Here is a 22,948-nt window from a genome sequence, read left to right on the forward strand (position 1 = left end):
TGCGGGCGGCAAACCTTATGTTTCTATTTATTTGAAGGAAAGCAAACAATGAAATTGAAGCGTTGCAAAGGGTTTGCCGTACTGCTGATGCTGTTGGTCAGTTTGTTGGCTGGCTGTGATAAGTCAGCCAGCACAAACAATGCACCGTCAGATAAGCCCGGCTATCCTAAAGAAATTACTACCGCATTGGGTACCGCGGTGATTACACATCAACCTCAACGTGTTGTCGCACTGGGTGCGGGGGCGGAAGATATCGTACTGGATCTTGGTATTGTACCTGTCGGGATTGAATCCCATCGTTGGGGCGGAGATGAACGAGGTTATCTCCCGTGGTTTAAACAAGCGGTGCAACAGCGTGGCGGAACTCTACCCACCGTAATAGACATGTATCCTGAGTTGGACATTGAGAAGGTCATTAATCTTAAGCCTGATCTGATCGTGGCAACCCAATCAGGCATCACCCAACAGATTTATGACCATTTATCACACTTCGCCCCAGTGATCGCTTACCCATCTGCTCCCTGGCTTACGGCACCACAACAACAAATTGAATTAATTGCTCGTGCGCTAGATAAACAGTCGCAAGGAGAAAAGCTCATCACCGAGCTGAATGCCATATTACGCGAGGCAAGCGATACCATCCCACATATCAACAGCTACACTTTCGCCTATATTAAAGCGGGCCTTAGCAGTAATATGCTATCGGTATATGTCAAAGGCGATCCGCGCGTCGATACTTTAGTCCATCTTGGTTTGACGCTACTGCCATCAGTCAGCACACTGTCCGATCCCTTCGGCAGTTTCGCCGCCAATATTGGACTGGAAAATGCGGATTATCTTAATAGCGCTGATATCTTAATAACTTGGTTCAATAATGAGCAAGAACGTAAGGCAGTGGAAGCACAGCCATTATTTCAATCCATCCGTGCTGTTCATCAGGGTGGCTATATCCCGCTAACCGACCAATCATTGGTTGTTGCCATGTCTTACGGTACACCGCTCAGCTTGCGCTGGGGTTTATCACAATTTATACCAATTCTAGCAGAGGCAATTAAATCATCATGACAAATCCTAAACGCCGATTTCTACTGCTGCTAGGCTTAGGTCTTATGATACTGCTGACCTTGATTTGTATTACTGCCAGTCTGAGCCTGGGCGCCAAAACGTTGCCACTCTCAACCATATGGCATCACTATTGGTTAGGCGACAGTGGCAGCTATAGCGATCTAGTCATCAATGCCCGCAAACCACGCACGTTAATCGGCATCATGGCTGGCGCAGCATTAGCGCTTTCCGGCGCCGTAACACAGGGATTGCTGCGTAATCCGTTAGCCGAGCCGGGTTTACTGGGAGTTAACGCCGGTGCTGCTGCGGTGGTTGTCAGTTTCTCTTTCATCCCCATGCTGGATGAACTTCCGCGCTTCTGGACAGCATTTATTGGCGCAGGTCTGGCCACATTGCTGTTCTACCTACTCAGTGGCGGACAACGTAATAGCAATCCAGCACGTATGGTATTAACCGGTGCCGCCATTAACGCCTGCTTATTTGCTTTTGTGCAAGGCGTTGTATTAATGAATGCCCATGTATTGGATAACTACCGCTTCTGGACCATTGGTTCGCTCAGTGCGATGTCTCTGGCAGAAGCAAGTTCGCTGATACCCTATCTGTTATTTGCCTTAATATTGACCCTTTCACTCAGCTCCTCCCTTAATGTGATGGTGTTTGGTGAAAGTATCGCCAGCTCCCTTGGCGCTAATGTTGCCCGCACCCGCGTGTTATCGCTTATTACTGCCACTATGCTGGCGGCAGTGGCTACCGCTATGGCAGGCCCTATTGCCTTTATTGGCTTGGCGGCCCCTCACTTGATGCGGGCTTTAGTTGGCAGCGATTTCCGCTGGCTACTGCCCTATTGCCTGTTCGCCGGGCCTTGCCTCTTGCTAACTTCCGATATACTGGCACGACTGATAATAGCCCCCGGGGAGATCATGGTGGGAATTATCACCGCGGGAATCGGCGGACCGTTGCTCTATCTGGTTATTAAAACCCATCGTGGAGTCAATTATGTCGCGGATTAACCTATCTAGACCGACAAAAACTCGAACCTTTATGTTGGGAACCGCCGTTTTTCTTGTACCTCCACAACGGACTCAAAGAGCAATCTTATTGATATTGTTACTACTTGCAGTGCTGTTTTATCTCTCTCTGGCACTAGGTAAGCAAGGTATCGATAACCCGTGGCTAGCAACCTCAACGCCTTATCAGGAATTTATTCTCACACAACTACGCTTACCCCGCGCATTAGTGGCTATCGGCGCAGGTGCAACTCTGGCTCTCTCAGGTTCACTTTTTCAACTGACAACCCGCAACGCACTCGGTAGCCCAGATATTATCGGCGTTAACGCCGGTGCTGCTGCTGGCATAGTCGCCACCCTGATCATCTGGCCTGGCGCGCTGCCGATTCCTTTAGGTGCGCTGCTAGGGGCCAGCTTCGCAGTACTGTTGGTATACACCGGGAACATTAGTCGTTCTGGACAGATGCAGACAACCAAGATTGTTATCTCCGGGATTGCTATCGCCGCCCTCTGTATGGCATTTGTTAATTACGCCATCTCGAATGTACGTCTTGAGCAAGCACAGCAACTCGCTTCGCTGCTGCACGGCAGCCTCGCTAACCGAGGTTGGCAAGATGTTGGGTTAATTTATGGAACGACTCTGTTCATCCCCTTTCTACTCTGGTTAGGACGGCAATTAAACTACATCAATCTTGGCTATGAAGTTGCTAATACGCTCGGTGTGCCAGTCCGTATCATTCAGCTCATGAGCTTGTTACTGGCGGTACTCCTGGCCTCAATGGCAGTACTGGTTGTCGGACCTGTGGCGTTTATCGCGCTTTCTGCGCCGCAAATTGCCCGCCGCTTGATTCGGGCAAAAGGTGCCGCTCTGTTCTGCTCCGCACTGGTGGGAGCATTATTACTGCTCGCTTCCGACTTAATTACTTTGCTACTCCCTACTTCGGCACGTTTACCAGTAGGCGTTATCACCGCAGGGGTAGGCGGTATCTATTTGATGTATTTACTGTACGCTGAATTACGGAGAACCAAGTAATGTCACTTGATATGAATTCCCCAACTAGCGCTTCACGATTGACAGCCCAAGATCTTTCGCTGGCATACGGAAAAAAGACGATCGTTGAGTGCTTGAATATTACGATACGTGATGGTGAATTCAGCGTCATCATTGGCCCGAATGGTTGTGGAAAATCGACCCTGCTACGCGCCATTAGCCGAGGCATCACCCCACAACACGGTGAAATCCTGCTTGATGGGCGCAATATTCGACATTACAAACCAAAAGCGGTAGCACGTGAGCTATCTCTGCTGACCCAAGGGGCAATCATCACCGAAGCGTTGACCGTATACGATTTGGTTTCACGTGGACGTTACGCTCACCAATCCTTTTTACGGCAGTGGTCCGCAGAAGATGAACAAGTCGTTAACGACGCTTTATATGCGGTTGAACTTCAAGACATGTCACAACGGTTAGTCAGTGAACTTTCCGGCGGTCAGCGTCAGCGCGCCTGGTTTGCGATGACACTGGCACAACAAACGCCGATTGTACTGTTAGATGAACCAACCACTTATCTGGATATCACCCATCAGATTGAAATGCTCGATCTCTGTCAGCGTCTACATTTACAGGGCAAAACGTTGGTGATGGTACTGCACGATATTAACTTGGCATTACGTTACGCTTCACATTTAATTATGATGAAGAGTGGTAAAATTTATGCCGAAGGGGTACCAGAAGAGATTATCAATGAACAGAGTATCGCCGATGTGTTTGGTCTCCCTTGCCGTATTATTTGTGATCCAGAATCAGGTAAGCCATTGATTATTCCGAAATATAATCCCGTCTAAGCCGGGAATGAGCTGCCTATAGTTTTGCTGTATTAACACGCAATATAGGCACCCAAAAGATTCACTACTTGATAATAACAATGATAATAATTATTATTATCATAATTATATTTACAATGATTAGCTATATGTAAGATACTACAATCAAGTAGTATGAACATGTAAACAGGGAGTTAGTGGTGTCAAATACAAACGATTCGATTACCCCTTTAACTAGCGTGGTAATTGAAGATATCATCCAGTTATTTGAACAAACGTTTAGCCATTTTACTGCCACCATGAGAGTAAATGCAGACAATATCCCTGCTGCCAGCATGAGTTTCCCTCAATGGTCAGATACAAAGGAGTTTCCGGTATTAATTCAGCGCTATCAGGATGAATATTACGGTGACAATGATATAAAGCCTAACCAAAAAGCCCTGTATTCCTTATGGACACAATGGTATTTTGGCTTGGTTATTCCCCCGATGATGTTAATGCTGCTGGAATATCCACAAGCAGTGGATACTCATTACAATCTTTTTCGGGTTGAATTCCATGACAGTGGCAGGCCAGATATTTTCTACTATAATTTAACCTGGCTAAATGAGGCACCTTTATCATTACTCCATCGTCATTATTCTCTGTTGGATCGTCATATTATTCCCGTATGTGAAAAAATTGAATCATATCAAGGGATAAATAAACGGTTACTATGGAATAATATCGGTTATCTTATGTATTGGTATCTTGTCGAATTCAGTACAAGAATAAACAGCCAGTTATATCAAGAAATTATAAATGGTCTGTTCATGGAACCACAATTACCTGACGGTAGAGATAACCCACTTTATCGTACTGTTATTTTACGGCATAACAATATGCAACGTCGCAGTTGTTGCCAAAGAAATAAACTACCTGGCGTTGGTAATTGCCATGATTGTCCTTTGGAATCTAAGGTAGAAAGCAAACACTAACATTCTATTCTATAGTTTTTAATTCATATCTGTTCCGATAGGAAGAGATTATTATGATTTAATTGCGCTATTATTCAACAGTTATTTAATTCTAACCAAATACTACACATAATAAAATCAACTATGTTGGGCAATAACCAAATCACAACCTATACATGAAATAACAAGGATATATAATGTACGGAGACGCTCTGCTATTAGACCACTCACTCACAAAAGAGTGTCATATAACGGACGAAGATTTTTCTAGATATTTCTTAAATATGCATAGTGCTGGAGACTATCTTGATGACGCTTATAATGTCATTACCAGAATAAAGAAAATATTACAGCAGGTGGATAAGCCTTTCAGTGGGATATTACCCAATGAGTTATCTCCACTATTTTCTAAAGTGAATTTAGATCTTCCGCTTACCTCTTTAAACCGGGCTTTAGATGAGTTGCAGCAACTTTATCTTAAAGATGCTGTTTATTTTCATCATCCAAAGTATGTCGCCCATCTTAATTGTCCACTGGTATTACCCGCTGTTCTGGCTGAAACCATTATTGGCGCGATTAATTCTTCATTGGATACTTGGGATCAGAGCGCTGGCGGGACACTAATAGAGCAAAAAGTTCTCGACTGGACACGAGATAAAATGGCATTAGGTACAAATGCCGATGGTGTCTTTACTAGCGGCGGCACCCAATCAAATCTGATGGCAATGCTGCTAGCGCGGGACCATTTTTGTCATCAACGCGATCCTGAACATAAAAATCAGCTACATGGCCTGCCGGCAGATTTCCATAAACTGCGTATTTTTACCTCGACAGTCAGCCATTTCAGTACACAAAAGGCCGCCGCTATCCTTGGTTTGGGGTACAACGCCGTCGTATCTGTTCCTCACGACAGTGTGTTCCGTATGGACCCTGAAGCATTGGAACAAAACATTAATCAGTGTATCGCACAAGGCAACATTCCTTTTGCCATTGTCGCGACAACCGGTACCACAGATTTCGGCAGTATTGATCCACTTCACCCTATCGCGGCTATCGCCAAACAGTATGGCATCTGGCTACATGTAGATGCTGCATACGGATGCGGCTTACTGGTTTCGCCTCGTCGCGCTCATCTACTGGAAGGCATCAATTTAGCCGATTCTGTCACTGTGGATTACCATAAGTCATTTTTCCAGCCGGTCAGTTGCGGTGCTTTCTTTGTCAAAAATAAGAAACATTTATCCCATCTGACTTATCATGCCGAATATTTGAATCCGCTAAGTGCGTTACAAGAAGGCACACCCAATCTGGTTAATAAAAGTATCCAGACAACTCGTCGTTTTGATGCATTGAAAATGTGGCTGACATTACGAATTATGGGCGCAAAACGACTTGGGCAAGCTTTTGATAAAGTTGTCGATACGGCTCAGGATGCCTATCGATTAATGGCGCAGAATCCCTATTTTGAACTGATTCATTATCCAGAGTTGAGTACTTTGGTTTTCCGTTTTATTCCTAAACAAAAATTACCCGATGCAGATATTGACGCTATCAATGCAGCTATTCGTAAAGCACTATTCCGTGAAGGCAATACGGTCATTGCGGGTACCAAAGTCAATGGCAAACAGTATCTGAAATTCACTTTCCTTAACCCGGCAACAAACCAACAACATCTACAAGAAATTGTGCATAGCATCGTAATGCACGGAAACGATTTTCTGGCAACACATAATAAAAACTAATGATATTGATATTTTTCACCAGGAGAAATTATGACAACTCGCCCTTATGATTTTATCGCTATTGGAATAGGTCCGTTTAATCTCGGACTGGCTTGTTTAATTCAGCCACTAAAAGATGTTCATAGCCTGTTTATCGATCAGAAACCGGGCTTTGATTGGCATCCGGGAATGATGCTGGAAAATTCCACCATGCAGACCCCTTTTATGTCAGATCTAGTGACTCTGGTATCACCTACGCACCCACTCAGCTTCCTTAATTACATTAAACAAAAAGGAAGAATATATTCCTTTTATATCCGGGAAAGTTTTTTCCTGATGCGTAAAGAATATAACCAATATTGTCAGTGGGCGGCGGAACAGTTATCTAATTTACGCTTTAACACACACGTTGACAGCATTAGCTATGATGAACATGCCTCGCTATATACACTACATTGTTCAGATACGTTAACTGGGCAACAACACCAATTTGTTTGTAAAAAGTTGGTATTGGGTACCGGGCCTGCACCTTATATTCCAAAGTGTTGCCAACCCTTCGCTGATCAAATGGTGACATCGAGTAATTACTTGAAGAGCAAAGCTGCTTTACAAGAAAAGAAATCTATTACCGTTCTGGGTAGTGGACAAAGTGCTGCGGAGATTTTCTACGATTTGCTCGGTGATATTGATAAATTCAATTATCAACTTAATTGGCTTACTCGCTCGCCCCGTTTTTTCCCGCTGGAATATACCAAGCTGACACTAGAAATGACTTCTCCAGAATATGTAGATTATTTCTATAACCTCCCGGCAGAAAAGCGTGATGCATTAAATCTGTCGCACAAGCAGCTTTATAAAGGTATCAATAGTTCATTAATCAATGATATTTTCGATTTAATGTACACCAAACGATTAAACGGTGAATTAAACGTTAATTTATATACTAATAGTGCGTTACAACAAGTTAGCCATGCTAAAAATGAGCGCGACCTGACATTAACACTATTCCAACACGAGCAGGAGCAAACATTTTCTCTCGACACAGAAGGGCTCGTTCTGGCAACCGGCTATCAATACCAAACTCCAGCTTTTATTGAAGGTATACGTCATCTTATTCGTTGGGATGAAAAAGGGCGTTATGGTGTACAGCGTAATTACAGCATTGATCGCAACAATACTATTTTCATACAGAATGTAGAATTACATACCCACGGTTTCGTCACACCAGATCTGGGGATGGCCTGTTATCGCAACTCCTGCCTGATTTATGAAATTACCGGTATTGAACATTATCCGATTGAGAAAAGTATCGCTTTCCAGCAGTTCAGCGTCGACACCGAAGGAGCATGCTAATGTCCGTCTTTAATCCTATGCTGTTTGAAAAATTCTTGCCTGAAATAGGCAGCTTTGCATTACGTCCACTGGATCTGGAACGGGATATTCCCATATTAACTGACTGGGTTAACCGGGATTATGCTCACTATTGGGGAATGCAAAATAATACCGAACAACAAGTATGGGAATTTTATCATGATTTAGAATCACGCCATCCGGGCAGTGTATTTATTGGCATCTATCGGGATCAACCCGCTTTCCTATTAGAGTGTTATCGTGCGCAAGATGATCTGATTAGCAAATATTATCCAGTACACCCGGATGATATGGGGATGCATATTCTGGTTGCTCCACCACAAGAAAAAATAAGGCATTTCACTTGGGGAATTTTCCAAACCATCATGGCCTTTATTTTTAGTGATCCTACTGTGGCTCGAATTGTGGTTGAACCCGATATACGCAATGAGAAAATTCACAAGCTTAATCTACGGGCGGGTTTTGTTTATCAGAAGGCATTGGTATTACCGAATAAAACAGCCAAATTAGCCTTTTGTACCAGAGAACAGCACCAGATTGCGTTACAGCGGGAACGCCAAGCGACAACATCAACCCCTTCAAGCTCCTTGGTGACAAATGCCACACATTTGCAACCGGCCGTTTGGCAGAAAGTTAATCGTCTACACTTGTGTAAAGCTATTTCTGAATTTTCACATGAATGTTTACTCACGCCTCAACAATTAACTGAAAAAGCGGATAGCGATGGATATCACCATTACCGTTTGAATAGCGCTGACCATCTGGTCAACTATACTTTCCGGGCGCGGCGTATGGCACTGGATCACTGGCTGATTGATGCCGATTCGTTACAGAAACATGCCAACGGGGAAGCTGTAGAACTCGATTCCTTGCTATTCATTATTGAATTTAAACAACAGCTTGGCATCAGCGATTTCGTAATGCCTACCTATCTGGAAGAAATTACCAGTACTCTTTATAGCAGTGCTTTTAAGCATAACAGAATCGGTATCAGTGCAATGGATCTCGTGAACACCGATTTTCAGGCGTTGGAAGGGGAGATGATGGAAGGGCATCCCTCTTTCGTCGCCAACAATGGCCGGATTGGTTTTGATATTGGCGATTTCCAGAACTTTAGTCCCGAAGCCGCCTCTGCTATGCATTTAGTATGGCTGGCCGCACATAAGAGCAAAGCGCATTTTGCTTGTATAGAGCAACTCAATTATCAACAGTTGCTGGAACAGGAACTAGGCGCCACCACAATGGCTGAATTTGATCAGCGGTTGATCGCGCTTAACCTTAATCCAGAGGATTACATACTGATGCCTGTTCACCCTTGGCAATGGCAGAATAAGTTGGCATCCGTGTTTGCGCCCGATATTGCTAATCAGAAATTGGTCTACCTTGGTATTGGTGCTGATACCTATCAAGCACAACAGTCAATCCGTACCTTATTCAATCGCACTCATCCTCAGCGATATTACGTGAAAATGGCGTTATCCATTCTGAACATGGGATTTATGCGCGGTTTATCACCTTATTACATGGCGACAACGCCGGGCATTAACGACTGGCTATTCGATTTAGTAACACAAGATCCTATCTTGCAACATTATCGTTTTAAAATTTTACGAGAAGTTGCCAGTGTTGGTTTCAAAAACAGCTATTACGAGCAAGCAATCAGTAGTGATACGCCTTACAAAAAAATGATGGCGGCACTATGGCGAGAAAACCCTCTGCAACTCATTGAATCTGGGCAGCAAGTGATGACGATGGCGGCGTTACTGCACCGTGATCAGCACGGGAATGCCCTATTGCCCGCGTTAATTTCAGCATCCGGCCTGTCTACTCAGGAATGGTTACGCCGCTATTTAGAGAGTTATCTTGCGCCACTGTTACACTGTTTGTACGCTTATGATCTGATGTTTATGCCACACGGCGAAAACATCATCATGGTATTGGAAAACCATATTCCACAGCACATCTTCATGAAAGATTTAGCGGAAGAGATTCTGGTCATGAATCCCGACGCTGATTTACCGGAAAAAGCGAGTCGAGTCAAAGTAGACATGCCAGAAGATATGAAAACACTGACCATCTTATCTGATGTGTTTGACGGTATATTCCGCTATCTGGCTGCAATACTGGATGAACAGGGTGACTATTCACAGGATCTTTTCTGGCAAGCTGTAGCAGATTGTATTTTAAGCTATCAGCACAACCATCCCGAATTACGTGAACAATTTGTGCGTTACGATCTGTTTACACCGGAGATTAAACGCTGCTGTTTAAACCGCCTGCAAATAGCAAATAACCGCCAGATGCTTGATTTAGCTGATCCGGCTCAAAGTTTACAGTTTGCTGATAATCTGATTAACCCAATTGCCAAATTTGGTCATTCTTAAAATAGAGCGATCAATGAGCATGGAAAGCGATGTCACATCGGTAACATGCTAACGATTCTATATAAGGCGGCGCTGCTACAGTACCGCCTTCTTTATTTACATAATTTACCTATACACGTAATTTCAGCAGATTAAATTCCAGCACCGATATTATTTTCCGTTTCAACTTATCTATAGTTGTATTCAACAATGTTATCCAGATTATTGCCAGACTTTCCTTAACGCTGGCAAGATTAGCAATAAAAGCATAATATTAACAAGCTATTAACCATATAAAGTCATATTGGAAACATATACCTTTATTTAGATTTAGGAATAAAATTAAATGTCTACAACGCAATTAACCCTGGAAGAAGCCCGGAAAGTGGTTGGCCATGCTTTTGTTCACGATATGCCTTTTAATCAATTATTAGGACTTGAACTGATTCGGTTTGAACAAGATTACGTAGAAATACAATTCCGTAACCAAAGTAAATTAGTAGGTAATATCGCACAGAAAATTTTACATGGTGGCGTAATTGCCTCAGTGCTGGACGTATGCGGTGGATTGGTTTGTATCGGTAACGCCTTGACTCGTCTGGTACCGGCATCATTAGAAGAATTAGAAAAACGACTATCAATAATGGGAACGATTGATTTGCGGGTGGATTATCTACGCCCCGGTCGTGGTGAATTATTTACTGCCACCAGTAGCATCATCCGCAATGGCAACAAAGTTTCTGTCGCCAGAGCAGAACTACACAATGAGCAGAGAGCCCATATCGCCAGTGTAACGGCAACCTATCTGGTAGGATGACAATATAATTTTAATCGCTTGCGTAATATTCAGCCCGGTGACATATTATTTTCATGTTAACGGGCTAAAAACCCATGACACTCTTTCCACCTTTATTAACATCAGGACAATATGAACAAGCCACAAACTACCAAAGGAGTACTGTACGCCTTCGGTGCCTGTTTTATCTGGGGAATCGCGCCAGTTTATTTTAAACATATCCAGCAAGTACCTGCTGACGAAATCTTGACCCATCGAATTATCTGGTCATTTTTCTTTATGTTGCTGCTACTAACATTAACTCGTCACTGGTCACAGGCAGCCAAGATTTTCCGTCAACCTAAAAAAGTATTATTTCTGGCGGTAACGGCCACTGTCGTAGCCTGCAACTGGCTGATTTACATCTGGGCGGTGAACCACGGCCATATGCTGGAAGCTAGCTTGGGTTATTTTATTAGCCCACTCGTTAACGTTTTGTTCGGCATGCTGTTTCTCAGTGAGCGTTTCCGCCGCATGCAATGGGCTGCGGTTATTCTGGCCTTCACCGGCGTATTAATCCAGCTATGGCAATTTGGTTCTATACCGGTCATTGGATTAAGTTTGGCCGTCACTTTTGCCCTATATGCCCTGCTGCGTAAGAAGATGAATGTTGATGCTCAAACAGGCATGACGATTGAAACACTGTGGTTACTGCCGGTTGCCGCCATTTACCTATTTGGTTTTGCCAACACCCCAACCAGTGATTTAACTGCTAACCCAATGACACTGAATCTATGGCTGATTGCTGCGGGTATTATCACTACTGTACCATTGCTGTTATACACGGAAGCCGCAGCCCATCTACGTTTATCCACACTCGGATTCTTTCAGTATGTCGGCCCAACGCTGATGTTTTTGCTAGCAACTTTGGTTTATGGTGAACAAATAGGCATTGACCGTCTGATTACTTTCGGCTTTATCTGGGCTGCATTAGTGCTGTTTACATTGGATGCAGTGTATACACAGCGTAGATCGCAGAGATAACAAAATAATGAAAATAACCATCAGATTGGCCAATACCACCGAACAGCTTGCCCTTGAAGCTCTGCAATTACGTGCGTCTCTTATGTGGGAAGAAGATAGGGAATCCTTACTAGCAAATCCCCATATGATAGAACTGCCTATAGAGCATATTGAAGCAGGGTATGTTTATGTTGCAGAACAAGCTAGCGTAATTCCAGGGTTTAGTGTTGTATTGCCTCAATCTGATGGAAATGCTGAACTTGATGGATTATTTGTTGAACCAACCTTTTGGCATCAAGGCATTGGCAAGCAATTGGTGCAAATCGCATTGAATGACCTTTATATAAAAGGTAAAGCATCATTACAAGTGATGGCTAATCCGCAAGCAGAAGGGTTTTATATTGCCCTTGGCTTTAAATGTTTGGGAAAAGAATATACTCAATTAGGGACAGCGATTCGTATGATTAAATACAGCCTGTAAAATAAGCTAATTCTATTTTATATATTAATGCCTTTTATCGTCACATCTTTAATAATCAAATACTGTTTTTAAAATATTTTAATTTAACTCATCCTGTTTTCACATTTAATATAAAACTGTATAATTAAGGTTAATAATATTTCAATTAAACAAATTAAAACTTAGATTATATTAAATGTGGAAAACAATAATAAAAACTTCTTTTAAAAGAATAATAAAACCCAATGCCGCACAAAAAGATGACTAAACCATTATCGTATTATTTTTATATCTTTATTATAGCCGCCATAATACAATTATTATAGCGGCTATATATTAAAGCCAATTCTTCCGCTTAAAATAGAGATACGGCGCAAGACCGGCTGCAATCATTAAACCAATTGCGCCCGGATAACCAAATGTCCAGTGCAACTCCGGCATAAATTCAAAGTTCATACCATAACTGGACGCCACCAGCGTTGGCGGCAGGAATACCACAGAAACAACCGAGAAGATTTTGATAATCCGGCTCTGTTCAATATTGATAAAACCCATTGCCGCCTGCATCAAGAAATTAACTTTCTGAAACAGAGATTCATTATGTGGCAATAGCGATTCAATATCCCGCAAGATTTCACGAGCCTGCTCCAGTTGATCCCCCGGCAATCGAGCTCGTCGCACCAAGAAGTTAAGCGCACGCTGAGTATCCATAAGACACAAGCGAACCTTCCAGCCAATATCTTCCTGTTCAGCTAGACTGGACAAGGCAATATCAAACTCATCACCCTGTTTCCCTTCCATAATGACCCGGCTCAGGGATTCCAGCACGCTGTAAATATTTTCGATAACATCAGCCAACTGTTCGATCTTGGTTTCAAACAGATCCATCAGCACTTCATAAGCATTACCATCAACTAATGTCTGATTACGAGCACGCATACGGTACAATCGAAACGCAGGGAGCTCCCGCTCTCGCAATGTATAGAGACGACCATCACGAATAGTAAATGCAACTGTTGCGTTGCCAGCATGGTCTTCCGCGTCTTCAAAGTAGAAAAATGAGTGGACGTGTATCCCGTCTTCATCTTCAAAAAAACGCGCCGACGCCTCAATGTCATCCAATTCTGGTCGGGTTGCCAAGATTTGGCCTAATTCATTTTGAACTTGCAGCCTATCTTGCTCTCCCGGTTCAACCAAATCGACCCATAAGGAATCAGATAACTTTTCTCCCTCTTCAAACTCAAGACGGAGCAGGCGATTATTCTCTAACTTAAATGCGCTCAGCATGTATCATAAGTCTCCGTTACTCCCTACGTGATCGTAAGGCGCGAATGTTACGCTTAGAAGAAAAAGCCTGTCAACATTCAACCTGGATATTATTTTTAGACCATTTCAAGTCTGGCATAAGCAGCAACCAGCCACTTAATCCCTTCCCCTTGAAACGCGATTTGCAATCGGCTATGTTCTCCACTCCCCTCCATATTGACAATGGTTCCTTCACCAAATTTAGGGTGACGAACACGTTGTCCAAGAGCATAACCGCTATCATTGGCACTGATAGGCGTGCCCAACCGACTATGGCTAACCGGGCGAGATACTGTCGCACGTAACCGAACTTCTTCAATACATTCCGACGGCAATTCCCCAATAAAACGAGATGGTCGATGATACACCTCTTTGCCATATAAACGACGACTTTCGGCATAAGTGATGGTCAGCTTTTCCATCGCACGTGTCAGACCCACATAAGCCAAGCGACGCTCTTCTTCCAAGCGTCCACCTTCTTCAATCGACATCTGGCTTGGGAACATACCTTCTTCCATGCCAACAATAAATACCTGTGGGAACTCCAGCCCCTTAGCCGAATGTAATGTCATCAGTTGCACTGAATCCTGGTAAGCATCGGCTTGCCCTTCTCCCGATTCCAGCGCAGCATGGGAAAGAAACGCCTGCAATGGCGTCAAATCTTCATCTTCTTCCTGATAGCTAAACTGGCGAGTCGCGGTAACAAGTTCTTCAAGGTTTTCAATACGCGCCTGCGCTTTTTCACCTTTCTCCTGCTGATACATCGCTCGCAGGCCAGAATCACGGATAATCCTGTCAGTCTGAACATGCAATGGCATCTCTTCAGTTTCTGTCGATAATGCGTCAATCAGTTCAATAAAACGTTGCAAGGAAGCAGCAGCACGCCCGGCCAGCACTTTCTCTTGCAGCAATATTTGGCAACAGTCCCACAAGGTTTGCTGCCGCTCACGCGCCGCCTGACGCACAATATCTAACGTTCTATCACCAATACCACGGGTAGGCGTATTCACTACACGTTCAAACGCCGCGTCATCATGACGATTGGCGATCAGACGCAAGTAAGCCAGTGCATCTTTAATTTCCTGACGTTCAAAGAATCGTTGACCACCATAAATACGGTATGGCATTGATGCCTGTAACAGCGCCTCTTCCAGTACACGGGACTGCGCGTTGCTGCGGTAAAGTATGGCGCAATTTTTCAGAGCGCCACCATTTTCAAGCCAGTTTTTAATCCGGCTAACCACATAGCGAGCTTCATCCAGTTCATTGAATGCACAGTAAAGGGAGATGGGTTCACCCTCTACGCCATCAGTCCACAAATTTTTACCCAGACGATCACTGTTATTGGCAATCAATGTATTGGCAACTTTCAAAATATTACTGGTGGAACGGTAATTCTGCTCCAAACGGATAGTTTCAGCACCGGGAAAATCTTTCAGGAAACGCTGAATATTCTCAACCTGAGCACCACGCCAACCATAAATAGATTGATCATCATCCCCGACAATCATCACTTTGCCTGTTTCCCCTGCCAACAGATGAATCCAGGCATATTGAATACTGTTAGTGTCCTGAAACTCGTCCACCAGAATATTAGTAAAACGGCCACGGTAATGTTGCAGGATCTGAGGTTTATTCAGCCACAACTCATGCGCTCTCAGTAAAAGCTCAGCAAAATCCACTAACCCGGCTCGATCACAAGCCTCCTGATAAGCCTGATAAACTTTCTGCCATGTCGCCTCAACAGGATTGCCATAACTTTCAATATGCTGTGGCCGCAATCCTTCATCTTTTTTACCATTGATGTACCACATGCCTTGACGGGCCGGCCATTGTTTATCATCTAAATTCATCGCCTTAATAATGCGTTTAAGCAGACGATGTTGATCTTCGCTGTCAAGAATCTGAAAATCTTGTGGCAAATTAGCATCCAGATGATGCGCTCGCAACAAACGATGAGCCAAACCGTGGAACGTACCAATCCACATTCCACCCTGACTGGTACCAATCAAGTTTTCAATCCGATGGCGCATCTCCGCAGCCGCTTTATTGGTGAAGGTTACAGCCATAATGGAAAACGGCGAAGCCTTCTCCACCGACAACAACCAAGCAATTCGGTGTACCAGCACCCGGGTTTTACCACTCCCTGCGCCAGCTAATACCAACATATTGGTTCGCGGAGCCGCTACAGCTTCCCGTTGTTTGTCATTCAGACTTTCGAGCAGATAGGAGACGTCCATAGTTACCATCAATTGATTAGACAGCGACCAGAGGCTGCTGTGTTTTTATACAGAATAATTTCTTGATTATATCAATGCTGTCAAAGAAGCCAAATCGTAAATCTCAATGTGAGGCAGTAGGCGGCTTTCCATCGTCTGCAATAATTTTTTATTCTTGGTATTTATCCAGCAAGCCTGCATACCACTAGCCAGCGCCCCTGCCACATCGGTATTCAAATCATCACCGACATGTAAAATTTGCCCAAGCGGTAAACCCAAGCGATCCGCGGCCAAATAGTACATATCGCTGCAAGGTTTTGAGCGCCCATCAGGGCCAGCTTGCAGCACAAATTTAAAATAAGGAGCAAGACCACAAGCAGCAGGTTCTGCATTGCCATTAGTAATGGCGACTAGTGGCATCTGTTTAGCAAGTGCCGCCAGAGTTTTATGTGTTGTTTCAGGAATATCAATTCGATTACGCCAAAGCGTGAAATGCGCCATAACATCATCTGCCCCCCGATCAGCATCTTCACGGCTAAAACCGTAATGGCAAAACATCAACCTTGAGGAGTGCCAGCGCCATAAAGTCATGTCATGATAAATTTCAGGATGCTGCTTAAGTGTCAATTCACGGAAAGCATATAGATCCTGATGATTAAGGTGACTGAACCTGGGATCATACTGCCGTACAAAATTCAGTACTTCCTCTTCTGCCTTATCCATGACTGGATGATTATCATACAGCGTATCATCCAGATCAAATGTCATCGCTAACACTGGCGCAAGAGGCCGGTAAAAACGCATTACGATTTCCCCCGTTTGGCTCTGGGATGGGCTACATCATACACTTTTGTCAAATGCTGGAAATCCAAATGAGTATAGATTTGTGTAGAGGATAGGCTGGCATGGCCCAGTAATTCCTGAACCGCGCGCAAATCACCACTGGATTCCAGAATATGAGTAGCAAAAGAGTGGCGCAATTTATGAGGGTGAATATGGCTGCTTATTCCCTGGCGTATTCCCCACTGCGAAAATCGTTTTTGTACATTACGAGTTGATATCCGCCGCCCACTCTTTGAGACAAAAACAGCACTATTCTCCGGCTCGAATAGTTCCCGCATCGCCAACCAACGATTAAGCCATTCAACCGCGATACGTCCCAAAGGTACCTTCCGCTCTTTACTGCCTTTACCTGAAACCCATACTTCTCCACTTTCAAGATCCAGATGCTGGCAATCAAGGCCCACCAACTCCGACAAACGTAATCCAGCACCATACATCACTTCCAACATCGTTCGATCACGAACTGATAATGGATCATTAAAATCGATATTCAGCAGTTGGTTCACTTCATCCACATCGATATTTTTCGGCAAATGACGCTTAGTTCCCGGCGTACTGACGGTTTTACTCGGATTAACAGAAATTTCGCCTTGAATCACCTGCCAGTCAAGGAAACTGCGCAAGGAAGATAAACGCAACGCCAAGTTAGCTGACTGCAAACCAGCCCGACGGTTACGTGTTACCAACATTCTTACTTTCGCAGGATCAAGATCTTTCCATTGGCTGACACCCATTTCTAAAGCCATCTCAGCCAATGCAGCAAGATGGCGACGGTAATTGGTGATAGTCACTGGACTTAACCGACGCTCTACCCTGAGGTAGCGCAAAAATGCCTCAATCGGCCCCAGTAACTGGTCAATCTCCTGCATCATATGCGTTTAATCCAACGAGACAGTATATCCGGCAATAATTTAGCTAGATGCTCAAGCATGTCAGTTCCCATACCTTGTTGATAATGTTGATGGTTCCGACTGTTAAATATCACCATACCCAGTTCGCCCCTCGTTCCCAGTAGAGAAACGGCAACCGAACCTACCTGCCGAACTTGCGGCAATAACAATAAAATTTCCGGCCCATTTAGCATACCGAGATAGTGATTTTTATTACCAAAACGCTGAATACGAATTGGCTCAAAAGCATTGCGGGAAAGCGCTAAATTAGGTGCATCAAGTGGTGCGCCAATATGCCATTTATCATTGAAAAGACGGATGCTGGCACTATTTAGCCCCATATTCTTAGCCCATGAACTTAACCGACTAAGCATATCCTGCAAACTCTCTGCCGCAACCAAATCAACAAGTAATTTAAGCAACTGCTCAAACAGTTGTTCATTCACTCTAGCCTGTTCCATAAGCAGAGTTATATCTTCTTCCAGATAAGCAATCCGCGTTCTCTGGCGGTTCATATACCATTCAACCAAAGAAACCGTTTCTCTTACCGGGTGAGGAACCCGCATCTGTTCAACGACACATGCATTACGGATAAAGAAATTGGGGTTTTCCAATAAATAATCCACAACAGTCTGATCATCAAGTATACCATTGATGTTTAACTGCTCTTCTTTTTTCTCCATCTTCGATGCTCCGCAGCTCAAAACAGAATCGATTACAGATGAATTGTGCCATCATAAACATGCGTCGCCGGCCCCGTCATATAGAGCGGTTTTCCCGGCCCGTCCCAACAGATAAACAGTGAACCTCCTGGCAAATCTACCCGAACATGGTTGTCGAGCAGTTGCTGTTGAATGCCTACTGCCACCGCTGCGCAAGCGCCACTGCCACAAGCTTGGGTTTCCCCAACGCCACGTTCGTAAACCCGTAAGCGGATATGACCACGGCTTAAAATCTGCATGAAACCAATATTCGCCCGTTCAGGAAATCTTTCGTGGCTTTCCAAAGCTGGCCCCAAAATTTCGACTTCGGCCGTTTCTACATCTGGCACTTGAATCACACAATGAGGATTCCCCATAGAGACAACGCCACAAAGCACGGTTCTCTCTACTGCCCGTAAAATATAGGTTTTTTCTGCCCTTAACGCACGAAATGGCACATGATTCGGCTCAAATTCAGGCTCCCCCATATTAACGCAAACCTGATCATCATTGGTGATGCTCAACATCATCCGTCCCGATTGCGTGCTGACTTTAATATCACGCTTATTAATTAATCCTTTAAGACGGACAAAACGGGCAAAACAACGCGCTCCATTGCCACACTGTGCAACTTCACTACCGTCAGCATTAAAAATGCGATAGTGAAAATCCATATCTGGATCATAAGGCGCTTCAACAATTAACAACTGATCGAAGCCCACACCGGTATGCCTATCCGCCAAACGGCAAATCAGCTCTGGTGAGAAATAAACATTTTGGGTCACAGCATCAACGACCATAAAGTCATTACCCAGACCATGCATTTTGGAGAACTGCATATAATGCTCCACCGGAAGCCGTAGTCACTGACTATCGGCTTATCTCGCTTATTTCTGAGAGGTGCTATCCACTTTCTGCCCTTGCTGCTCAGTATTCACGGGAATCTGAGATGCAGTTGTCGCCTTCTCGGTCGATGGTTGTTCTGGAGGAAAATAGAGAGGACCTTTTAGTCCACAGCCGGAAAGTATAAATAAGGTTATGATAGCCAGAAATCCGCGTAATTTTTTCTTCATTGCATTAATGCCTGTAATTCATACGTCAATATTCTCTATAATCGCAGTTAGACCTCGAAAAGCAAATAGGAAATGAAGATGAACGACAGTGAATTTCACCAGTTAGCTGACCAACTGATGGTTTATATCGAAGGGCAGTTGGATAATTATGATGGCAATGCCGATATCGACTGTGAAACCAATGGCGGTGTCATGACCCTGAGTTTTGATAATGACAGCAAAATTATTATCAATCGCCAGGAACCGTTTCATCAAATCTGGCTGGCAACCAAAAGCGGGGGTTATCATTTTGACTATAAAGAAGGTCAGTGGGTTTGTGACCGCAGCGGCAACAATTTTTTAACCATGCTAGCCCACGCCATCACCGAGCAAAGTGGCGAACAGTTCAGTTTTTCGTAATTGAACCTACCCCGCGCCGCGGGGTAAATCAGTAATGAGATACAGAACGATAAAATTCTGACCGCTCTTCTCTACCATTTTCCCCATCATGAGTTACACACAAATGTGAAAGGGATGATCCACTAAACGGAATAACCTGAATCTGCCCTTCCATTTGGACGATCTGATAAAACTGCGGCAAGTTAAAGTTGATAAAACTTGATCCGTAGGTAAACCGATCATGAGATGAAGAATAAAACCGACTGACGTCGCGTACCAATTCTTCCTTACTTCCTTCACAGTGAGAATAGATTTCTACCCGGTTGGTTTCATCCAGGATATAGATATTAAAACTTTTACTATCTTGCGTATTTTCGAAGAAAAATTGAATAATGCCTTCGCTGGCAAAACCATCAACCACCGCAGGTAAATGTGTCTCTTTGGTATTAATTTTCACCGGCAACCCATGCAATTTGTTATTAGAAATTGCACCATAGAATTCCACGGCGTTTTCCAATTTCTGCACAGATACATTAAGACGTTCAAAGAACAGCCCCCAAGTCTGACCGGCAATGCGCAATGCTTTAAAACGACCTGGGTCCTGACGATTACTGGATAAACGTAATTCAATGCATTCAGATACCAGTTGCTGAATTCGAGTTCGGATAAGACCTCGTAAATGTTCGCTGTAACAGAATACTTCAACCGCCGCTGGCGGCGCAGCATCTTGATGCATCTTGCCCAGTATGGTCTTCAACGCTTCCAGTACAGATTGTTCACCACTAAAGTGTAAGGTCCGAACTTCATTCCATGAATTACGGTAAAGTAAGTCAATACTTTCCACCAAACACTGTTGCGATTCACCAAAACTGAATACATCAAGCTTACGGAAATCAAAATGTACAACCTGATTAGAGAACTCAGCCGTCGGATCTTTCTCCAGATTGACAATAATTGCCAAATGGCGAATTTCACACGGACTATAAAGCGCCTTCGGTGTCGGCGCTGGCAGACGGATGGGGAAATGAGCAGAAATATCATTAATCAATTCATGTAGTTTCAGCTCATCACATTGGGTTTCACCATGATGAATATGGACACACGATTTTTCTGTTAACAAGCCGTTAAAATAGGTCCACGACACTAATTTATTGAGATAACGATTATATTCCAGCGGTTGATGACCAATAATCGATCCAATCGTCGGCGCCTGATTGTAAAGATACCAACCGCTACGGTTTGCACGTCCTTGAGGAACGTAGATAAATGTTAAATTTTTCTCTGATAGGTCTGGCGAAATTTGCGGATTAACCAGAGTTACCTTCCCAGGCAATGCTTCAAATGCAGCATAAAGTTTACGTGTCAGCACACCAATATCCTGTGGACTGGCACTGACACTCAGATTATTACGGCGGGCAAAACGGATAAGATTACGATAGCTCTGCATCATGGTATCAAGCAGTTCATTATGCGCATCACGAACTTGTTCAATTTTCCATGAGTTGCGATTATCCAAAATTTTCAACCGCTCTGGCTCCCACTTCCACTCATAGACCAGTTGGGTCAGAACCTGGCGTCGCCAGCCAATACAACCTTTATCGTCTTGATCAAGAGAGAGCTTTTCACAAACTTTTAAATAAAAACATCGACGTATTAGATCTAAACGGGTCGTATCATTAATTTCCGTCAGATAACGGGTAACACGCTCAAGCATCATACTGTATGCATCAAGGCCAAAGGAGACTATTTCACCAGCATGCAGGCGCTGTTTCATCTCCATTGCCAGTAACTTACCGTTGGGATATTCCCAGGAATAGGCTTCCAGTAATAAGCTTTTTAATACGGCTTTATAAGGGGAATCGATACTTTTGTAGAGTTGCCATAAGCTAGCGCCAAAGTACTCTTCAGCGGACAGTTCACCCAATCCACCGAGATCAAGCCATTCATTTGGCGTCAAAACACCTTGCGCATAAAGAGATAAAACATATTCATCATAATGACGTTCTTCTTCTACGGGCACCATTTCCCATAACAAACGTTTACCCGCCATACGTACAGCAGTACGGTAAAATTCATCAAGTAATAGAATATGCTGAGTAGAACCGCAGTCTTCACCACCGAGGCTACCACTTGCATTATGGCGAAAGCGGTTTTCATCAATAAGAAAAAAATTGACTTCAATACCCAGCGCTGCCGCCCACTGTTCAATCAGCGTACACTTACGTTGCAGTAAAAGGCGCTCATCATTATCAAGCCATGACTGATGACATACCCAGATATCTAAATCAGAACAACCGCTCTGCCCAATTGATGAGGTACTGCCCATTGAGTAAATACCGGTAATAGGCAACTCACCATTAGCAGGCTGTTCTATGAAGTGATCTAATTTACTTTCTAAATCATTAAGATAGGATTTTTGTGCTTCATCATGCACGAAAAAACATACGCCATAGGGAACATTACCGTTAATGTAGCCTGGCATCATCGGATGATGATAATGCAGTAATACTGGCAGTAAACTGTATACCTGCTTAAATTCCGCACTCATGGCGGTAGAGGCGCGTTCTAACCTGAGTTGGTTTATCGCATCCAGTCTCTGCTTCAGTGTTTCGATATAAAGGTACAAGACGTCTCGCCCAATTGAGTTCCAGTGCCCAGATAAATCCCCCGTTTCCGGTTGTTATAGCTTGATGGAATTATTTAGAATGATTTTTACCAATTTATTACCGGAAACGTGATCAATTTAACACCTTGTCGATAAACCGTAAAGTCAGTAAAGCAATTGAATTGCGATGTCCTATCGTACGAAAAATCAAATAATATATTGTTATATATGGAAATAATCAAAAAAACCATACCATTTGTACTTTCTTATACGAAAGAAATTTTCTCCGTCCATTTTTTCAAGCTAATACGCATAATACCTTGTTATCATCAACCCGATGAAAGTAACTCCGTTGGCTATATTTTAATT

The 22,948-nt window shown here is 43.7% G+C and carries 20 protein-coding genes; 12 read left to right on the forward strand and 8 right to left on the reverse strand.

What is annotated here, in order from left to right; translation table 11 throughout:
* The first annotated feature begins 48 nt into the window (after positions 1 to 48).
* From EAE90_RS13485 to EAE90_RS13535, 11 genes are all read left to right on the forward strand, one after another.
* Complete coding sequence (locus EAE90_RS13485; RefSeq protein ID WP_214053925.1) at positions 49 to 1,065, forward strand: iron-siderophore ABC transporter substrate-binding protein; 1,017 nt, start codon at positions 49 to 51, stop codon at positions 1,063 to 1,065.
* Positions 1,062 to 2,075, forward strand: coding sequence for a FecCD family ABC transporter permease (locus EAE90_RS13490; RefSeq protein WP_214053926.1), 1,014 nt, complete (start codon positions 1,062 to 1,064; stop codon positions 2,073 to 2,075). The genes EAE90_RS13485 and EAE90_RS13490 overlap by 4 nt, the downstream gene beginning before the upstream one ends.
* Positions 2,062 to 3,105, forward strand: coding sequence for a FecCD family ABC transporter permease (locus EAE90_RS13495; protein WP_214053927.1), 1,044 nt, complete (start codon positions 2,062 to 2,064; stop codon positions 3,103 to 3,105). The genes EAE90_RS13490 and EAE90_RS13495 overlap by 14 nt, the downstream gene beginning before the upstream one ends.
* The gene (locus tag EAE90_RS13500) at positions 3,105 to 3,917 is read left to right on the forward strand and encodes an ABC transporter ATP-binding protein (protein WP_214053928.1); all 813 of its coding nucleotides are present in this window, start codon (positions 3,105 to 3,107) and stop codon (positions 3,915 to 3,917) included. Before EAE90_RS13495 ends, EAE90_RS13500 begins: the two co-directional genes overlap by 1 nt.
* Positions 3,918 to 4,096: 179 nt before the next feature.
* Positions 4,097 to 4,873, forward strand: coding sequence for a siderophore-iron reductase FhuF (fhuF, locus tag EAE90_RS13505; protein ID WP_214053929.1), 777 nt, complete (start codon positions 4,097 to 4,099; stop codon positions 4,871 to 4,873).
* A gap of 176 nt (positions 4,874 to 5,049) precedes the next feature.
* Positions 5,050 to 6,594, forward strand: a complete 1,545-nt coding sequence (locus EAE90_RS13510; RefSeq protein ID WP_214053930.1) for a pyridoxal phosphate-dependent decarboxylase family protein — start codon at positions 5,050 to 5,052, stop codon at positions 6,592 to 6,594.
* 30 nt (positions 6,595 to 6,624) lie between these two features.
* A complete protein-coding gene (locus EAE90_RS13515; protein ID WP_214053931.1) occupies positions 6,625 to 7,926 on the forward strand; it encodes a lysine N(6)-hydroxylase/L-ornithine N(5)-oxygenase family protein in 1,302 nt (433 codons plus the stop codon).
* A complete protein-coding gene (locus EAE90_RS13520) occupies positions 7,926 to 10,328 on the forward strand; it encodes a GNAT family N-acetyltransferase (protein ID WP_214053932.1) in 2,403 nt (800 codons plus the stop codon). Before EAE90_RS13515 ends, EAE90_RS13520 begins: the two co-directional genes overlap by 1 nt.
* A 325-nt stretch (positions 10,329 to 10,653) precedes the next feature.
* Complete coding sequence (locus EAE90_RS13525; RefSeq protein WP_214053933.1) at positions 10,654 to 11,124, forward strand: thioesterase family protein; 471 nt, start codon at positions 10,654 to 10,656, stop codon at positions 11,122 to 11,124.
* Positions 11,125 to 11,235: 111 nt separating this feature from the next.
* On the forward strand, positions 11,236 to 12,126 hold the full coding sequence (gene rarD / locus EAE90_RS13530) for an EamA family transporter RarD (RefSeq protein ID WP_214053934.1): 891 nt from the start codon (positions 11,236 to 11,238) through the stop codon (positions 12,124 to 12,126).
* A 7-nt stretch (positions 12,127 to 12,133) separates the two neighbouring features.
* Positions 12,134 to 12,586, forward strand: coding sequence for a GNAT family N-acetyltransferase (locus tag EAE90_RS13535; protein ID WP_214053935.1), 453 nt, complete (start codon positions 12,134 to 12,136; stop codon positions 12,584 to 12,586).
* Positions 12,587 to 12,901: 315 nt separating this feature from the next.
* Here the strand turns inward: EAE90_RS13535 and corA are convergent, their stop codons facing one another.
* The 7 genes from corA to lptM all read right to left on the reverse strand — a co-directional run bounded on the left by corA (position 12,902) and on the right by lptM (position 19,596).
* On the reverse strand, positions 12,902 to 13,852 hold the full coding sequence (corA, locus tag EAE90_RS13540; protein WP_049585403.1) for a magnesium/cobalt transporter CorA: 951 nt from the start codon (positions 13,850 to 13,852) through the stop codon (positions 12,902 to 12,904).
* A 95-nt stretch (positions 13,853 to 13,947) separates the two neighbouring features.
* Positions 13,948 to 16,110 (reverse strand): DNA helicase II, encoded by a 2,163-nt coding sequence (uvrD, locus tag EAE90_RS13545; protein WP_479687643.1) that lies wholly within the window; start codon positions 16,108 to 16,110, stop codon positions 13,948 to 13,950.
* A gap of 66 nt (positions 16,111 to 16,176) precedes the next feature.
* A complete protein-coding gene (yigB, locus tag EAE90_RS13550; RefSeq protein WP_214053936.1) occupies positions 16,177 to 16,893 on the reverse strand; it encodes a 5-amino-6-(5-phospho-D-ribitylamino)uracil phosphatase YigB in 717 nt (238 codons plus the stop codon).
* Positions 16,893 to 17,804 (reverse strand): tyrosine recombinase XerC, encoded by a 912-nt coding sequence (gene xerC / locus EAE90_RS13555; RefSeq protein ID WP_214053937.1) that lies wholly within the window; start codon positions 17,802 to 17,804, stop codon positions 16,893 to 16,895. The genes yigB and xerC overlap by 1 nt, the downstream gene beginning before the upstream one ends.
* A complete protein-coding gene (locus EAE90_RS13560; RefSeq protein WP_214053938.1) occupies positions 17,801 to 18,505 on the reverse strand; it encodes a DUF484 domain-containing protein in 705 nt (234 codons plus the stop codon). Before EAE90_RS13560 ends, xerC begins: the two co-directional genes overlap by 4 nt.
* A 32-nt stretch (positions 18,506 to 18,537) precedes the next feature.
* On the reverse strand, positions 18,538 to 19,362 hold the full coding sequence (dapF, locus tag EAE90_RS13565; protein ID WP_214053939.1) for a diaminopimelate epimerase: 825 nt from the start codon (positions 19,360 to 19,362) through the stop codon (positions 18,538 to 18,540).
* 48 nt (positions 19,363 to 19,410) lie between these two features.
* Positions 19,411 to 19,596, reverse strand: a complete 186-nt coding sequence (gene lptM / locus EAE90_RS13570) for an LPS translocon maturation chaperone LptM (RefSeq protein WP_214053940.1) — start codon at positions 19,594 to 19,596, stop codon at positions 19,411 to 19,413.
* 78 nt (positions 19,597 to 19,674) lie between these two features.
* Here lptM and cyaY point away from each other — a divergent pair, with 78 nt between their 5' ends.
* Entirely contained in the window at positions 19,675 to 19,995 is a 321-nt protein-coding gene (cyaY, locus tag EAE90_RS13575; RefSeq protein WP_214053941.1) for an iron donor protein CyaY, read from the forward strand.
* Positions 19,996 to 20,023: 28 nt separating this feature from the next.
* Here cyaY and EAE90_RS13580 read toward each other — a convergent pair whose 3' ends face one another.
* A complete protein-coding gene (locus tag EAE90_RS13580; RefSeq protein ID WP_214053942.1) occupies positions 20,024 to 22,600 on the reverse strand; it encodes a class I adenylate cyclase in 2,577 nt (858 codons plus the stop codon).
* Between the last annotated feature and the right edge of the window lie 348 nt (positions 22,601 to 22,948).

This window comes from Photorhabdus caribbeanensis (genome assembly GCF_018448885.1).
Classification (GTDB): Bacteria; Pseudomonadota; Gammaproteobacteria; order Enterobacterales; family Enterobacteriaceae; genus Photorhabdus; species Photorhabdus caribbeanensis.

Coding starts and splice junctions, on each gene's coding strand:
- EAE90_RS13500 (WP_214053928.1), top strand. CDS start 3,105: ATGTCACTTGATATGAATTCCCCAACTAGCGCTTCACGATTGACAGCC.
- EAE90_RS13495 (WP_214053927.1), top strand. CDS start 2,062: ATGTCGCGGATTAACCTATCTAGACCGACAAAAACTCGAACCTTTATG.
- uvrD (WP_479687643.1), bottom strand. CDS start 16,110: ATGGACGTCTCCTATCTGCTCGAAAGTCTGAATGACAAACAACGGGAA.
- xerC (WP_214053937.1), bottom strand. CDS start 17,804: ATGATGCAGGAGATTGACCAGTTACTGGGGCCGATTGAGGCATTTTTG.
- EAE90_RS13535 (WP_214053935.1), top strand. CDS start 12,134: ATGAAAATAACCATCAGATTGGCCAATACCACCGAACAGCTTGCCCTT.
- EAE90_RS13520 (WP_214053932.1), top strand. CDS start 7,926: ATGTCCGTCTTTAATCCTATGCTGTTTGAAAAATTCTTGCCTGAAATA.
- dapF (WP_214053939.1), bottom strand. CDS start 19,362: ATGCAGTTCTCCAAAATGCATGGTCTGGGTAATGACTTTATGGTCGTT.
- EAE90_RS13510 (WP_214053930.1), top strand. CDS start 5,050: ATGTACGGAGACGCTCTGCTATTAGACCACTCACTCACAAAAGAGTGT.
- corA (WP_049585403.1), bottom strand. CDS start 13,852: ATGCTGAGCGCATTTAAGTTAGAGAATAATCGCCTGCTCCGTCTTGAG.
- EAE90_RS13525 (WP_214053933.1), top strand. CDS start 10,654: ATGTCTACAACGCAATTAACCCTGGAAGAAGCCCGGAAAGTGGTTGGC.
- yigB (WP_214053936.1), bottom strand. CDS start 16,893: ATGCGTTTTTACCGGCCTCTTGCGCCAGTGTTAGCGATGACATTTGAT.
- lptM (WP_214053940.1), bottom strand. CDS start 19,596: ATGAAGAAAAAATTACGCGGATTTCTGGCTATCATAACCTTATTTATA.
- EAE90_RS13490 (WP_214053926.1), top strand. CDS start 1,062: ATGACAAATCCTAAACGCCGATTTCTACTGCTGCTAGGCTTAGGTCTT.
- EAE90_RS13515 (WP_214053931.1), top strand. CDS start 6,625: ATGACAACTCGCCCTTATGATTTTATCGCTATTGGAATAGGTCCGTTT.
- cyaY (WP_214053941.1), top strand. CDS start 19,675: ATGAACGACAGTGAATTTCACCAGTTAGCTGACCAACTGATGGTTTAT.
- EAE90_RS13560 (WP_214053938.1), bottom strand. CDS start 18,505: ATGGAGAAAAAAGAAGAGCAGTTAAACATCAATGGTATACTTGATGAT.
- rarD (WP_214053934.1), top strand. CDS start 11,236: ATGAACAAGCCACAAACTACCAAAGGAGTACTGTACGCCTTCGGTGCC.
- EAE90_RS13485 (WP_214053925.1), top strand. CDS start 49: ATGAAATTGAAGCGTTGCAAAGGGTTTGCCGTACTGCTGATGCTGTTG.